Here is a 14,984-nt window from a genome sequence, read left to right as displayed (position 1 = left end):
ATTACTCGAACTGCTTGCGGAACGCCTCGAACTGCGCCGCCAGGCCATCGAAGTCGCTGCGCAATTGCAGCACTTCCTGTTCCAGCTGGGCCACCCTGCTGCCCTGCTGCGGCGCACTGACGGCGCCGGCGTAGCCTGCCGCCGTCTCGATCTGCGCGAGCGCCCCTTCACCGCCCAGCAAGTGGCCGTAGCGTGGCTCCTTGGCACCGGGTGCGACGGCCAGCTTGGCCACCAGCGGCGGATATTTGTCGATCAAGAACTGCAGGCCCGACTCCACTTCCGCCACGGACTTGAATTCATGTACGCGGCCGCTGCGGCTGCGGATTTCGCCCGCCGTCTGCAAGCCGCGCAGCATCAGGATCGTCAGGATGGCCAGCTTGTCCTGTTCCAGCGACCACTTGATGCGCATGCGGTGTTCGTACTTGGCGACCCGCGCGCCGGCCTGCGTGATGCCGTTGACGAACTTGCGTTGCATCAGGCGCTGCAGCACGTCGTAGACGGTTTCTTCGGACAGGGCCATGACGGGATCTCGGCTGGACAGCTGGTTGCAGCCGTTCGTCAGCGCGTTGAGCGAGAGCGGATAGCTGTCCGGCGTCAGCGCTTCCTTTTCCGCCAGCACGGCCAGCACGCGGATCTCGAAGGGGTCGAGCAGATTCGGATTGTCACTGCTTTTTTCTGCTGCGTTTTCAGCTATGTGTACGTCTGTAGTCATGCCTGTATCCTTAATCAACCAGCTTGTTCATTTGCTCGGAATCGAATTTATCACACTCGGGCACGCCCTGGCAGCAGATGCCCGCCGCCTTCAGGGTGGCGAGGATGGTTTCGATGCGCTGTTCCTGCGCCACGGCGTGCGTGATCAGGCCTTGCAGGGCTTTCGACAGCGGATCGTCGCCGTTGGGCGTGACGCCATACGCGGCGAACAAATGGGCCGTGCTGCCCTCGCGCAAGGCGCTGACATCCTTTTGCACGATGTGCGCGGGGTTGCCCACGGCCGTCGCGCCGGACGGCACGGGTTTGAGCAGTACGGCGTTCGAACCCACCTTGGCGTACTCGCCCACCGTGAAGCTGCCCAGCACCTGCGCGCCGGCGCCGACGATGACGCCGCGTTCGAGGGTCGGATGGCGCTTGGCGCCACTGTGCAGCGACGTGCCGCCCAAGGTCACTCCCTGGTAGATGGTGCAATCGTCGCCGACGACGGCCGTCTCGCCGATCACCACGCCAAAGCCATGGTCGATGAAGACGCGCCTGCCGATGACCGCACCCGGATGGATCTCGATGCCCGTGATGATGCGGGCGATATAGGAAATGAAGCGCCCCACCCACTTCATGTGCCGCGTCCAGCACCAGTGCGCCCAGCCATGCATGACGATGGCGTGCAAGCCCGGATAACAGGTCAGCACCTCCCAGCCATTGCGGGCGGCCGGGTCACGTTCGATGATGCTGTTGATGTCTTCGCGCAGGTGGTGGAACATAATGAAAATGGATAAGGTGGAACGCAAATGGTAGCGTATTCGGCGGGGGAATGCTGGAGGGGCTGACGTCGAGAGGCCCCTCAACGGCAAGCTGGGGTCAGTTCCTTCGGAATCGTGATGCGCTCCATTGGAACGCATCACCCCGACGGGTCTGACCCCAAGTGACGCTAACTTATGCTTCTAAAGCAATCCGCTGGCGGCGGGCTTCGTAGAGACATACACCAGAAGCGACCGACACATTCAAGCTCTCGACGGAGCCGAACATCGGGATGCTGACGAGGATGTCGCAGGTGTCGCGCGTCAAACGGCGCATGCCTTCGCCTTCGGAACCCATGACGAGAGCCGTCGGGCCCGTGAAATCGGCTTCGTACAAGCCTTTTTCGCCGTCGTCCGAGGTGCCGATCAGCCAGATGCCGCGCTCTTTCAGTTCACGCATGGTGCGCGCCAGATTCGTCACCGTGATGTACGGGACGGTTTCGGCGGCGCCGCTGGCGACCTTGGCGGCCGTGGCGTTCAAGCCCACGGCGCGGTCCTTCGGCACGATGACGGCATGTGCGCCGACGCCATCGGCCACGCGCAGGCAGGCGCCCAGGTTATGCGGGTCGGTGATGCCGTCGAGTATCAACAGCAGCGGCGGGCCGTCGATGGCGTCCAGCAGCTCATCGAGATTGCGCGCCAGCGACAGTTGCGAGGCAAACGCGATCACGCCCTGGTGACGGCGCGTGCCGACGATCTTGTCCAGACGCGACGAGTCGACGGGCATGACGCGCACGTTGGCAGCCTTGGCGGTGGCGATCATGTCCTTCATGCGGCCGTCGACGCGGCTGGCATCGACGAAAATTTCTTCCACGGACGACGCTTCATGACGCAGACGCGAGGTGACGGCGTGGAAGCCGAAAATCATTTTATTCTTCATTATCTATCTATCGCTTATCGCTTGTTCTTGCTTGATTTTGATACAGTTTTTGCTGCACGTGGTGCCGCCGCAGCGGGTGCCGCGGCTGGTTTCTTGCTGCGCTTCGGCGCGGCGGCCTTGGGGGCTGCCGCCTTGGGGGCTTCCTTGGCTGCAGGCTTGGCTTGCGCCTTGGCGCCGTTGGAACGGCCGCCGGAACCCTTGCCGGGTTTACCACCGTTGTTGCCGCCGGTGTTGACGCTGGCCTTGATCTCGTGGCGCTGCTCGGTCGCGGGACCGGGCTTGACCATCGATTTCTTTTCGCCCTTGCGCTTGCCGCCAGCTTGCTTGGCTGGCGCATCTTCGCCCGCCAGTTCCGCATCGGTGACCAGGCGCAGGTCAATCTTGCGCGTTTCCAGGTCGACACGCGCCACTTGCACCGTCAGACGGTCGGTCAATTGATAACGCTTGCCCGTACGTTCGCCGCGCAATTCATGGCGCGCATCGTCGTACTGGAAGTAGTCGGTGCCCAGCTCGGTGACGTGCACCAGGCCTTCGACAAACAGGGTGTCCAGTTGCACGAAGACGCCGAAGGTGGTCACGCCGGTGATCGTGCCGGTAAACTCTTCGCCCAGTTTGTCCTGCATGAAGTAGCACTTCAGCCAGGCTTCCACGTCGCGCGATGCTTCGTCGGCGCGGCGCTCGTTGGCCGAGCAATGCACGCCCAGTGCGTCCCATATCGTCAGGTCCGTCTTCTTCGGCTTGCCGTCGGCCTTGTCCTTCGCCTGCTGCTTGCGCGTGGCGTTCGACACATTGGTGTTCAGCACAACCTTGTCGGACAGTTTCGGCTCGTATTTCTTGCCCTGCAAGATGGCCTTGATGGCGCGGTGCGTCAGCAGGTCGGGATAGCGGCGGATCGGGCTGGTGAAGTGGGCATACGCCTCGTACGCCAGGCCGAAGTGGCCGATATTGTCCGGGCTGTAGACGGCTTGCTGCATCGAACGCAGCAGCATCGTTTGCAGCAGGGCCGCGTCGGGACGCTCCTTGATCTGCTGCATCAGGGTCTGGTAATCGGATGCCGATGGCGTGTCGCCGCCCGTCAGGTTCAGGCCAACCTGTTTCAGGAAAGTGCGCACTTGCGTGAGCTTTTCCTTGGTCGGGCTGGCGTGGATGCGGTAGGTGCCTGGGTGCTTGTTACGCAGCAACAGATCGGCCGCGCAAACGTTGGCCGCCAGCATGCACTCTTCGATGATCTTGTGCGCTTCGTTGCGCGTGCGGGGAATGATCTTTTCGATCTTGCCCGCGCTATTGCAGACGATATACGTTTCCGTCGTCTCGAAATCGATGGCGCCCCGCTCAGTGCGCGCTTTCAGCAAGGCGCGGTAGACGGCTTCCAGGTTTTGCAGGTGTGGCAGGATGTCCGCGCGGCGTGCCGCTTCGGGTCCCTTGGTGTTGCCCAGCACGGCAGCGACTTCGTCATACGTGAGGCGCGCGGCAGAATGGATGACGGCCGGGTAGAACTGGTAAGCCTTCAGCTCGCCCTTGTCGCTGACGACGGCATCACAGACGAGGGTCAGGCGGTCGACGGCCGGGTTCAGCGAGCACAGGCCGTTCGACAGCTTTTCCGGCAGCATCGGGATCACGCGGCGCGGGAAGTAGACGGACGTGCTGCGCTCGAGCGCGTCGATATCGAGCGCGTCGTTCGGTTTCACGTAATGGCTGACGTCGGCAATCGCCACGATCAGGCGGAAGCAGTTGGCGCGGCCGATCTTGACGGGCTCGCAATACACGGCATCGTCGAAATCGCGCGCGTCCTCGCCATCGATGGTCACCAAAGGCACGTCGCGCAAGTCGACCCGGTCTTTCAGGTCGGCGGCGCGCACTTCGAACGGCAGCTTTTCAGCTTGCTTGAGGGCGGCGGCGGAAAAGATGTGCGGCACGTTGAATTTGCGCACGGCAATTTCGATTTCCATGCCGGGATCATCCAAAGCGCCCAGCACTTCGACGATCTTGCCGACCGGCTGCTTGAAGCGCATCGGTTGCTCGGTCAGCTCGACGCTGACGATCTGGCCGGCTTTTGCCTTGCCCACCGAACCGGTGACGAGAATATCCTGGCCGATGCGCTGGTCTTCCGGCGCCACGACCCAGGTACCGTTTTCCTGGATCAGGCGGCCGATGACGTGGGTATTGGCGCGGTAGGTGACTTCGACGATCGTGCCTTCCGGGCGGCCGCGGCGGTCCGTGCCGACGATGCGGGCCATGACCTTGTCGCCATGCAGTACTTTCTGCATTTCTTTCTCAGGCAGGAACAGGTCGGCGCTGGCGTCATCGGGAATGACAAAGCCGAAGCCATCGCGGTGGCTGGTGACGCGACCGGCGACAAGCGCGCTCTGGTCGGCCAGGCTGAAAACACCGCTGGCGTCAGACTTGAGCTGGCCGTCGCGCTCCATCGCCTTCAGGCGACGGACCAGGACATCCATGGAATCGGCATGCACTTGCAGCGTTTTCCCGAGAGACTGCGGGTCGAGAGGCGCGTTGACGCTGCGGAATATGCCGAGAATGTCCTCCCGGCTGGGGATGGTGTGGGTATTTTGGCTCAAAAGTATTTCTATAGTTGTTATTGACAGTGATCAAACGGAAGACAAAGACCGATGACATCACCGTCAATATTGACACGGTGATGTCCGGTAGTGTACCGGAGGACGCCTTGGTTTGCCTAACGGACAGCGTAGCGGAAACCGAACAAGTGCCCCGCCGATGAAAAAAAGCAGAAAAGCTGCGCAATGCATTTGACTTCGGCAAATATTGCTCTATAATCTCGGTCTCTTGCAGCGACAAACCTTCACGGGAATGCAGTTGCAGGAAAGCGGTACAGGGTTGATGTGCAGTATGGAGCGAAAGCTCATCTGGCGCAAAACTCTTCAAGTCGCTATAATAGCAGAATTGTTGCTAAGTTATTTGGCAACAAGTACTCGAGCAGCAATGTAGTAAGCAGTAAAGTAAGTAATAGCAGCATCAGTGCCCACGTGGCGGAATTGGTAGACGCGCATGGTTCAGGTCCATGTGCCTTCGGGTGTAGGGGTTCGAGTCCCTTCGTGGGCACCATTACCTAATTCGCAAAAGAGCCGCAAACTTTCACGAGTTTGCGGCTTTTTTCATTTCCGCAGCGAAAAGCCCTCCCCTCCCGGCAGCCGACTCACCTGACATGCCTGCGGATGGAAAGCGACTGAAAACCGCTGAAAAAAGAGGCAAGTTCAGCCCTTTTTCATAGGGAACAGCCCTTTTCAGGCGAAAAAACATGTTTCTTGAAGAAAAGTGCAAAATGTTGATTGACCGAATGCGCGCCAGCCCTTATGATTTTGTCCTCGCTGCAGAACACGCAGCGACAAGCAGCAAGCAGTAACAATGCCCACGTGGCGGAATTGGTAGACGCGCATGGTTCAGGTCCATGTGCCTTCGGGTGTAGGGGTTCGAGTCCCTTCGTGGGCACCACCAGCAACAAGTTGTCGATTGTTGTGATCCGCAGTACAGTAGTAAATAGCAGCAAAAGCAGCACAATGCCCACGTGGCGGAATTGGTAGACGCGCATGGTTCAGGTCCATGTGCCTTCGGGTGTAGGGGTTCGAGTCCCTTCGTGGGCACCACCAGCAACGAGTTGTTTTCGTTGTAGTCCGCAGTACAGTAGTAAGTAGTGAGATATAGCAGTAAGCAACAAGCAGCATCAGTGCCCACGTGGCGGAATTGGTAGACGCGCATGGTTCAGGTCCATGTGCCTTCGGGTGTAGGGGTTCGAGTCCCTTCGTGGGCACCATTACCTAATTCGCAAAAAAGCCGCAAACTTTCACGAGTTTGCGGCTTTTTTCATTTCCGGATGCCGTGCTGCCACGGCATCCTCCCTCGCCTTACTTGGCCAGCGCCGCCTTGACGGCGTCAAGCAGGCTCGTCGTCGGACGGCCGATCAGCGCGCTCAATTGCTTGCCATTATCTTCCAGGCCGCCCTTGGCCGTGCCCGCATCGGAGTCGGCCAGCAGATCGGCAAAGCCTTCCGGCACGCCCACGCTCACCAGCGCCGCCTTGAAATCCGCCTGCGGCAAATCCTTGTACACAATCGCCTTGCCCGACTGGCGCGCCACCTCTGCAGCGTACTCGGCCAGGGTAAAGCCCTGGTCGCCAGCGAGTTCATAGATGGCTTGCGGTTTATCCGCTGTCAAGACGGCAGCGGCGGCCGCGGCGTAGTCGGCGCGCGCGGCCGACGAGAAACGCCCGTTTTGCGCCGCGCCCAGCACGACGCCATGCTCGAGCACGGGCGCCAGGTGTTCCGTATGGTTTTCCAGGTACCAGCCGTTGCGCAGGAAACTGTACGGCAGGCCGGACGCGCGGATGGCTGCTTCCGTGATCACGTGCTCGGCGGCCAGGCCCAGCGGCGACGTATCGGCGCGCAAGACGCTGGTATAGGCCAGCAGAGATACGCCGGCGCGCTTGGCCGCATCGATGACGTTCTGGTGCTGCTGCGCGCGCTGGCCCACTTCGCTCGACGAGATCAGCAGTATCTTCGTCGCGCCCTTGAATGCCGCGTCGAGGCTGGCGCCATCGTTGTAATCGGCCTGGCGCACTTGCACGCCCCGGGCGGCCAGGTCGGCGGCCTTGGCCGGGTTGCGCACGGCGGCGATGATATTGGCTGCGGGGACAGATTTAAGCAGGCTGGCAATGACGTGCTGGCCCAGATTGCCTGTGGCGCCGGTGATGACGATCATGATTTCTCCTTGGTACGCGGGTGGTAAAACCCTATAATAGGACTATTACTTACTTATTGTAAGTACGTACCTTTTGGTAAGTATGAATGCAATCCACCTTAACAAGGCCAACTATCATGTCCACAGACACTCCCGGCGCCAACCTGCGCGCCGCCCTCGCCCGGCAAACCCAGGACGCCCACCTGCTGGCGGCCACCTGCCCGTCGCGCGCCGTGCTCAGCCACCTGACCAGCCGCTGGGCCGTGCTGGTGCTGGTACTGCTGCTGAGCGGCACGCGGCGCTTCAGCGAGCTGCGCCGCGAAGTGGGCGGCGTCAGCGAAAAAATGCTGGCGCAAACGCTGGAAGCGCTGGCCGGCGACGGCTTCGTGCTGCGCCAGGCGTATCTGGTGATACCGCCCAAGGTGGAATACAGTCTCACGCCGTTGGGACGCGAGGCGGCCGAACGCCTGGCCGTGCTGGTCGACTGGATCGAAGATAACTACCCGCGCATCGAACAGGCGCGCGCCGAGCTGGCCACGGCGCCCGCAGCGCAAAACGCCGCGTAAACGAGACCCATCCGCATTGCTTTTAATCATCAAGAATTATCGTTTACTCCTACTTGCCTTGATGTAATACTAGCCCCATGAAACGCGTAAGGGCGCGACACCATGAACCAGTTGATTTCTTCCATCACCGACCGGGCCAATGTGCTGTTGGTCAGCAATTCGCCGAACGATGTGCGCGAACTGCTGTATGTGCTGGACAGGCATAACCTGGGCACGGGACTGGCGGGCGATATCGACGAAGGGGTGGAACTGGCGGCCGGCGGCACGGACCTGATCCTGCTCGACGCGGCCCTGGCGGGCTCGAATATCGGCGCCACCTGCATGCGCCTGCGCAATGCGGGCGGACGCCACGGCGTGCCCCTGCTGCTGATGTCGGCCACGCCAAGCGCCGAGGAACAGGGCCGCAGCGTGGGCGCCGGCGCCTCCGACTACATCAAGATGCCCTTCAATGCGCGCGACGTGGCGGAAAAAATCCTCATGGAACTGGCGCTGCACAAGGCAGAGACGCCCGCGCCGCGCGCCACCACGCCGCCGCGCCCCCTGCATCCGCAAACGCTGGAAGTCAATTACCACTCGATTCTGGCCGGCTCGCCCGACGCCGTGCTGCTGTTCGATATCGACAACGGCCTGCTGATCGACGCCAACCACCTGGCCGAAGAATTGTTCGGCATGCCGCTGGCCGAGCTGCTGCAAGGCGGCATGGAACCGCTGTTCCCCCAGCATCAGAGCGATGGCCGCGCCTCGCCGCAGCTGCTGGAAGAAAAGATCCGCGATACCTTGCAAGGCAAGATCGTCGTCTTCCGCGCCAGCTGCTGCCACCGAGACAGCCGCCCGATCGCCTGCGAAATCCGGCTGATGCGCCTGTCCGTGCCGGGCCGCCAGCTCGTGCATGCGCGCATCATCGACTTGACCGAACGCAACCTCGCCGAAGCGATGCGCTCGGGCCAGAGCGCCCTGCTGGAAATGGTCGCCAAGGGCGCGCCCCTGATCCCCACCCTGAACCAGCTGCTGCTGTTAATTGAAGGCCAGTCGCGCGGCGTGCTCTGCTCCATCATGCTGCTCGACGACGACGGCGTCCACATGCACAGCGCGGCCGGCCCCAGCCTGCCGCCCGAATACATGGCCCTGCTCGAAGGCGTGGCCATCGGCCCCGGCGTAGGCTCTTGCGGCACGGCCATGTCCCTGCGCGAACCGGTGGTGGTCAGCGACATCATGTGCGATCCGCTGTGGGCGCCCTACCGCGAACTGGCCGCGCCATTCGGCTTGCGCGCCTGCTGGTCGCAGCCCATCTTCGGCCAGGATGGCACCGTGCTCGGCTCGTTCGCCATGTACTACCGCGAGGTGCGCAAGCCCGATGCGCGCGACCTGGAGCTGATCGACACGGCGACCGACCTGGCCGGCATCGCGATTGGCCGCATGCGCCACGAACGCGAGCTGCAGCGCCACCGCACCCACCTGGAAGAGCTGGTGGCCGAACGCACGGCGGCCCTGACGCAGGCCAAGGAACAATCGGAGCAAACGAACCGCGAATTGGCCTCCGCGCTGGAAAACCTGTCCATCACGCAGGAAGAACTGGTGCGCCGCGACAAGCTGGCCGCGCTCGGCGCGCTGGTGGCCGGCATCGCGCACGAACTCAATACGCCGATCGGCAACGGCCTGGTGGTGGCCACCACGATGGCCGAACGCACGCGCGAAATCCAGGCCAGCTTCCTCGATGGCTTGCGCCGTTCCGAACTGGGCGCCTACCTGACCCAGGCCAGCGAGGCGGACGCCATCATGCTGCGCAACCTGCAGCGCGCGGCCGACCTCGTCTCGAGCTTCAAGCAGATCGCCGTCGACCGCGCCAGTTCGCAGCGTCGCCACTTCCTGCTGCGCCAGTTCGTGGCCGAGCTGATGCTGCCCCTGTGCACGCAGCTCAAGGCCGCCGGCCTGAGCCTGACGCAGGACGTGCCCGAGGGCTTGGCCATGGACAGCTATCCGGGTCCGCTGGGCCAGGTGCTGAGCAACCTGCTGGAAAACTGCCTGCGCCACGCCTTCGAGGGCCGCAGCAGCGGCACCATTCACATCAGGGCACGCGGCAGCGACGACGGCAAGACGATCACCATGTCCATCGCCGACACGGGTGTGGGTATCGCCGCCGACGATCTCGTGCACGTCTACGACCCTTTCTTCACGACCAAGCTCGGTTCCGGCGGCTCGGGCCTGGGCCTGCATGTGGCGCACAACATCATCACGGGCGTGCTGGGCGGCCATATCGACGCCACCAGCAGCACGGGCGACGCCAGCGGCACCACCTTCACCCTGCAACTGCCCGCCGTGGCGCCGCAATCGCCCGCGCCCTGAACGGCAAGCGCGCTACAATGCCCTCAAGCATTTCTTTCGGAGCACCCATGAAATACCTGATCGCCACGGCCCTGCTGGCAGTGTGCGCCTGCGCAATGGCCGGACCTGCCCCCTGGTACAAATGGCGCAGCAAGATCGACGGCACGCTGTCGTGCGCCCAATCCACCCTGGGATTTGGCTGGGAACTGGCCTCGGGACCGTACAAAGATAGCCGTTGCGAAAAACCGGCGCTTGTTAAATAATGGGGCCATGACCACACGGGGGCACCGGCTTGATTGCAAGCGATGGCATTGCGGCGTCGAAAGAGTATGGAACGATAAGAACGTATCTATTCAAACCGAGGAGACCACATGTTTACGAATCCCGAACAATTCGCAACGGCCACCAAGGCCCTGTTTGAATTCCAGCTGATGACCTTCAACACCCTCACCTCGAAGGCCGTGCAAGGCGTGGAACAGGTGCTGGCATTGAACATGGCCACCGCCAAGTCCGGCATCGAGGATGGCATCGCCGCCGGCAAGGAAATCAGCCAGGCCAAGGATCCGAAGGCCGCCATGGCCGCCGCCGCTGCCCAGCTGCAACCGGGCGTGGCCGGCGCCAAAGCGTATAAACAGCAACTCGACGACATCATCAAGGAAATCCACACGGAATTCACCACGGCCGCAGAAGCCCACGTGGCCGAAGCGAAAAGCAATCTGAGCGCCCTGATCTACGACGTCACGAAAAACGTGCCGCCAGGCTCGGAAAACGCCGTCGCCATCGTCAAGGCCGCCATCGACAATGCCTTCCTCGGCTACGAACAAGTGACCAAGGCCACGAAACAGGCCGTGAAGACCGTGGAAGAGCAGATCGCCAAGGCCAGCGCGCAAGTGGCGCAGGCCACGGAAAAGGCGACAAACGGCGCCACCGCCGCGGCTGAAAAAGCGGCGCCGGCCGCCAAGCCGAAGGCTGCCAAAAAGTAAGCCGTAGGTCGGATTAGCGCGGCAAGGCCGCGCGTAATCCGACGCATTGTTGGCGCTCATGGTGATGTCGGATTACGCGCTTGCGCGCTAATCCGGCCTACCGACCTACAAGAATTCACCGGCCGTATCCGGTACACGCACCGCCACCCTCCCATACCCCCGAAATAGCCTGAGCCTAGCTGCAGAAATCCTGGCACGCCTTCGCCTCGACGGCGCCGTCCAGCTGGCGGCGCCAGGCCATCATGCGCCACGCGGCCCAGGCGGCGGACAAGGCGCCCGCGACGAGTATCAGCCGCGTGTCGATCAGGGTCAGCACGGAACCACTGAGGGCGACGACGATGTTGGCGATGCAAAACGTCGTGGCCAGCAAACCCATCACGGCGCCCTGTCCGTGTGCGCTGAAGCGCTCGGCGCACCAGCCCTGTATCACCGTGTTGTACAACGCATTCGGAATGCCGAACAGCACGATGGCGGCGATGCCCACCCAGATATTACCCAACGCCAAGATCCCTACGGCCAGCGCCACGCCGCACGCATACCAGCAGGCCCGCAGTAGCGGCGCATGGCGGCTGGGACCGCCCGCCAGCAAGGACGTGATGGTCATCGTGCCGCACAGGCCCACATTCACCCAGGCAATCTCCTGTGCATGGTAATTGGCCGTCTCGACCAGCCACAGCGGATAGAACTCATAAAAGCTGGCCACACCGCACGTAAATGCCAATTGCACGATGAACAGAGTGCGCAGCTCCTCATGGCGCAGCAAATTGAGCGAATGGCGGTCGCGCGCCACTTGCCACCACGACGTTGTCAATAGCGAGGGCGTTTCACGCTGCAAACCCACGGCCACCAGCACGGCGACGAGCATCAGGGCGGCGGCGGCGATCCAGAACGGTACCGTCACGCCCCAATGCAGAGTTGCGCCCGCCAGGATCGGGCCCACCAGCCAGCCCAGGTAAAACGCGCCGTTCAGCCACGACATGGCGCGCAGGCGCAGCGGCCCCGTCAGCTGGTCGGCCAGCATGGCGCGCGCCACGGCGCCGTTCCCTTCCAGCAAACCGGTGATGAACCGAGCCACGATGAACAGAGGATAGGACTGGATCACCAGCGCCCAGGCCGTGATGGCGTGGCCAATGGCGGCGCCCACGGCCGTGCGCATCAGCAAGGGACGGCGGCCATAGCGGTCCGACAAGGGGCCCAGCAAGGCCGAGCCGATCAGCAAGCCCAGCGGGTTGATGGTCAGCGCCAGGCCGAACAGCAATTTCGACGGCAAGCCCAGGAAATTGTTGAAGGCATTCGGCGCCTCGGCCGCGAACAGGGGCGGCAGGATCGGGTATGGCAGCGAGGCGCCGATGGTCGACAGCAGCGCCAGCAGACAGGCGGCAGAAATCAGGATGATGTTTTTCATGCGGGTTCGGCGGATGTTAGTCTGGCAAGCATACGTGACCATGCCACATAAGCAAACTTAAATGTTTATTAATGATGTCCATCATTGCTGCCGTGAAGCGTGCGAGGCACGGCCTCGGCTATCATGCCCACACGAATCACGTTGAACGGGGCAAACATGACACTGTCAGAAATTGAACAGCAGCACGGCTTCACCTATCCCGCATTGTATCGGCAGCTGGAGCGCGACGGCATGCTGGCCGTGGGCGAATACGGCCCCGACTGGTACAAGCTCGTCTATCCCACCTTGACGGACCGGCCCACCCTGCTGCTGCATGCGGACGATTTCGAATTGCTCAACATCGAAGCCGTCGCCGCGGCAGTGGAAGCGTTGCTGGATACGGACGATTACCGCCAGATCGATCCGGCCTTCCAGTTCATCCCGTTTGCGCAAACGGGCGCAGGCGACCACTACTGCTTTTTCGCGTCAAGCGCGCAAGACGGCGAGATGCCCATCGTGCTGCTGTGGCATGACGAGAATGAAGCCCAGTACCTGGCGAAAAACCTGCAAGATTTCATGGTTCACATGTTGTTGAACAGCATGGCCGACCAGGATACATACAACGACGTCAGCGACGAGGCATTCAAGGAGCAACTGGCAAAAACCCTGGGCACGCACGCGCGCTACCTGACGGCGCGGCAAGCCGAAGTGTTGCACGCCTTGCTGGCCAGGGACATCATCGATTACGAGGTGGCGCTGCCGAAGGGACGCACGGAAACGCACAGGGGATTGCTGACCGATATCGAACTGGCCAGTCTGCGCGCAGAACTGATTCCCTGTGAAAAGTTCGACAGCTATTTTGCCTACAGCACGGCTGACTGAACATAAAATCACTGGGCAAGCGGCGGCTGAAGGTTTAAACTGTATATAAACACAGTAAAACCCATCACCTTGCATCTTGCCCTATTGCCATCCCCATGTTGAGAGTCCTGGAAAATCCCCTGTACTATCTGGATAATTTCCAGGACGTGCTGAGCTGGATCAGCGCGCGTTACGCCGATCTGCTGAGTCCTGAAGAAACGCAGTTCATTGCCGCCTTCGGCGCATTGCCGCAGCCCTCGCGCGCCCTGTTCGTGCGCCTCGTCATGCGCAAAGGGTGCCTGTTTCGTGCCAGCAAGCTCAATTACCCGGAAATCGGCGACACGCGTGCGGCCGCCCTGCCCTTGCTGGCCCTGGAATGGGTCGATGCCGATCCCGCCATTGCGCTCGACGAACTGTTCGACTTGCTGCTAAAAGCGGAGATCATCCAGGCCTTCGAGCTCGCCGCACCGCTGAAGACGGCGCGCAAGGCCGAGCAACTGGACGCCTTGCGCGAGCAGCATACGGAAAGTAAACCATTCTCAGCATGGCATCCGGCCTGCACTGACGTGCTGTACCGCATCGGCCTGCAAGCGCTGTGCGACCGCCTGCGGCTGATTTACTTTGGCAACTACCACCAGGACTGGTCGGAATTCGTGCTGTCCGACCTCGGCGTGTATCAATATGAAAAAGTGGAATTCTCGCCGCAGTCGCGCGGTTTTCGCACACGCCAGGATATCGAGCACTATGAAGTGCTGCACCAGTGCCGCGAACGCTACAACGACAGCGCGCCAGCCGACGAGGTGCTGCAGGAACTGGCTGCGCTGCCCTTGTCCGAGGACAATACCTGGCTGGCCAGCCGGCGCGACAAGCTGCGCTTCCAGATCGCCCAGCACCTGGAAAAATGCCAGGACTGGCCGGCTGCCTACCGCGCCTACGCCGATTGCCGCTATCCGGGCGCGCGGGGCCGCGCCATCCGCGTGCTGGAAAAAGATGAACAGCCGCAAGCGGCCTATGAGCGCCTGCTGATCGCCCTGGCGGCGCCGGAAAGCGAAGCGGAACAGCAATTGCTGCTGCGCATGGCGCCCCGTTTGCGGCGCAAGCTGGGCCATGCCAAACAGGCGGCCAATGCGGCCGCCGCCGTGGAGCGCATCGACCTGCTGCTGCCCTATCCTGAACAGGCGTGCTACGTGGAAGGCGTGGTGCAGCAGCATTTGATGCAGGACGGCGCGCCCGTGTATTACGTGGAAAACACCCTGATCAACTCGCTGTTCGGCCTGCTGTGCTGGCCCGCCATCTTCAAGCCCATGCCGGGCGCCTTCTTCCACCCGTTCCACCGTGGCCCGGCCGACTTGCACAGCGCCGATTTTTACCAGCGCCGCAGCAAGGACTTTGCCGCCTGCCTGGCGCAACTGGACGACGGCAGCTACCACGCGGCCATCCGCGCCACGCTTGCCGCCAAGCACGGCATCGTTTCGCCCTTCGTCAGCTGGGAGGTGCTGGACGACGGCTTGCTGGACCTGGCGCTGGCCTGCATCCCGGCCGCGCACTTGAAGAAGGCGTTCGAGCGCATCTTGCTCGACATCAAAAGCAACCGCAGCGGCTTTCCCGACCTGATCCAGTTCTGGCCGGCCGAACGGCGCTACCGCATGATCGAAGTCAAGGGTCCGGGCGACCGCTTGCAAGACAACCAGCTGCGCTGGATCGCGTATTGCGCCGAACATACGATGCCCGTCAGCGTGTGCTACCTGCAATGGCAGGTGGCCACATGAGC

Annotated in this window: 12 protein-coding genes and 4 tRNA genes; 10 read left to right on the top strand and 6 right to left on the bottom strand. The window is 62.0% G+C overall.

The window, feature by feature from the left end; all coding sequences use genetic code 11:
• Position 1: 1 nt before the first annotated feature.
• The 4 genes from MRBLMS1_RS11850 to rnr form a co-directional block, all read right to left on the bottom strand.
• Positions 2-712, bottom strand: a complete 711-nt coding sequence (locus MRBLMS1_RS11850; RefSeq protein ID WP_485879518.1) for a YceH family protein — start codon at positions 710-712, stop codon at positions 2-4.
• A gap of 10 nt (positions 713-722) precedes the next feature.
• Positions 723-1,472: a serine O-acetyltransferase gene (gene cysE, locus MRBLMS1_RS11845; RefSeq protein WP_034784004.1), complete on the bottom strand. Its 750-nt coding sequence runs from the start codon at positions 1,470-1,472 to the stop codon at positions 723-725.
• 172 nt (positions 1,473-1,644) lie between these two features.
• Entirely contained in the window at positions 1,645-2,388 is a 744-nt protein-coding gene (gene rlmB, locus MRBLMS1_RS11840) for a 23S rRNA (guanosine(2251)-2'-O)-methyltransferase RlmB (RefSeq protein ID WP_128139836.1), read from the bottom strand.
• A 14-nt stretch (positions 2,389-2,402) separates the two neighbouring features.
• On the bottom strand, positions 2,403-4,964 hold the full coding sequence (gene rnr / locus MRBLMS1_RS11835; protein ID WP_485879517.1) for a ribonuclease R: 2,562 nt from the start codon (positions 4,962-4,964) through the stop codon (positions 2,403-2,405).
• A 420-nt stretch (positions 4,965-5,384) separates the two neighbouring features.
• Here rnr and MRBLMS1_RS11830 point away from each other — a divergent pair.
• The 4 genes from MRBLMS1_RS11830 to MRBLMS1_RS11815 all read left to right on the top strand — a co-directional run bounded on the left by MRBLMS1_RS11830 (position 5,385) and on the right by MRBLMS1_RS11815 (position 6,175).
• Positions 5,385-5,469: transfer RNA gene (locus MRBLMS1_RS11830), tRNA-Leu, on the top strand.
• Positions 5,470-5,771: 302 nt separating this feature from the next.
• Positions 5,772-5,856 (top strand) — tRNA-Leu (locus tag MRBLMS1_RS11825).
• 67 nt (positions 5,857-5,923) lie between these two features.
• Positions 5,924-6,008: transfer RNA gene (locus tag MRBLMS1_RS11820), tRNA-Leu, on the top strand.
• Positions 6,009-6,090: 82 nt separating this feature from the next.
• A tRNA-Leu gene (locus MRBLMS1_RS11815) sits at positions 6,091-6,175 on the top strand.
• Between the two features lie 91 nt (positions 6,176-6,266).
• Here MRBLMS1_RS11815 and MRBLMS1_RS11810 read toward each other — a convergent pair.
• Positions 6,267-7,118 carry an SDR family oxidoreductase gene (locus tag MRBLMS1_RS11810; protein ID WP_485879516.1) on the bottom strand — a complete coding sequence of 284 codons (852 nt, stop codon included), beginning with the start codon at positions 7,116-7,118 and terminating at the stop codon, positions 6,267-6,269.
• Between the two features lie 116 nt (positions 7,119-7,234).
• On the opposite strand from MRBLMS1_RS11810, the gene MRBLMS1_RS11805 reads away from it, so the two are divergent.
• The 4 genes from MRBLMS1_RS11805 to phaP all read left to right on the top strand — a co-directional run bounded on the left by MRBLMS1_RS11805 (position 7,235) and on the right by phaP (position 10,968).
• Positions 7,235-7,663, top strand: a complete 429-nt coding sequence (locus tag MRBLMS1_RS11805) for a winged helix-turn-helix transcriptional regulator (RefSeq protein ID WP_485879515.1) — start codon at positions 7,235-7,237, stop codon at positions 7,661-7,663.
• 102 nt (positions 7,664-7,765) lie between these two features.
• Positions 7,766-10,006, top strand: a complete 2,241-nt coding sequence (locus tag MRBLMS1_RS11800) for an ATP-binding protein (RefSeq protein ID WP_485879514.1) — start codon at positions 7,766-7,768, stop codon at positions 10,004-10,006.
• A 47-nt stretch (positions 10,007-10,053) separates the two neighbouring features.
• Positions 10,054-10,248 (top strand): hypothetical protein, encoded by a 195-nt coding sequence (locus MRBLMS1_RS11795; protein WP_034755105.1) that lies wholly within the window; start codon positions 10,054-10,056, stop codon positions 10,246-10,248.
• 108 nt (positions 10,249-10,356) lie between these two features.
• Positions 10,357-10,968, top strand: coding sequence for a TIGR01841 family phasin (phaP, locus tag MRBLMS1_RS11790; protein WP_128139842.1), 612 nt, complete (start codon positions 10,357-10,359; stop codon positions 10,966-10,968).
• A gap of 175 nt (positions 10,969-11,143) precedes the next feature.
• Here the strand turns inward: phaP and MRBLMS1_RS11785 are convergent, their stop codons facing one another.
• Entirely contained in the window at positions 11,144-12,373 is a 1,230-nt protein-coding gene (locus MRBLMS1_RS11785) for an MFS transporter (RefSeq protein ID WP_456149187.1), read from the bottom strand.
• Between the two features lie 156 nt (positions 12,374-12,529).
• On the opposite strand from MRBLMS1_RS11785, the gene MRBLMS1_RS11780 reads away from it, so the two are divergent.
• Both MRBLMS1_RS11780 and MRBLMS1_RS11775 read left to right on the top strand, forming a co-directional pair.
• Entirely contained in the window at positions 12,530-13,234 is a 705-nt protein-coding gene (locus MRBLMS1_RS11780) for an SMI1/KNR4 family protein (protein ID WP_485879513.1), read from the top strand.
• 95 nt (positions 13,235-13,329) lie between these two features.
• On the top strand, positions 13,330-14,982 hold the full coding sequence (locus MRBLMS1_RS11775; protein WP_485879512.1) for a VRR-NUC domain-containing protein: 1,653 nt from the start codon (positions 13,330-13,332) through the stop codon (positions 14,980-14,982).
• Positions 14,983-14,984 lie beyond the last annotated feature (2 nt).

This window comes from Massilia sp. LMS1-1-1.1 (assembly GCF_040815535.1).
Lineage (GTDB): Bacteria > Pseudomonadota > Gammaproteobacteria > Burkholderiales > Burkholderiaceae_D > Janthinobacterium > Janthinobacterium aestuarii.
Note: the sequence above shows the minus strand (reverse complement) of the source record. Positions and strands in the feature narration are given on the sequence as shown.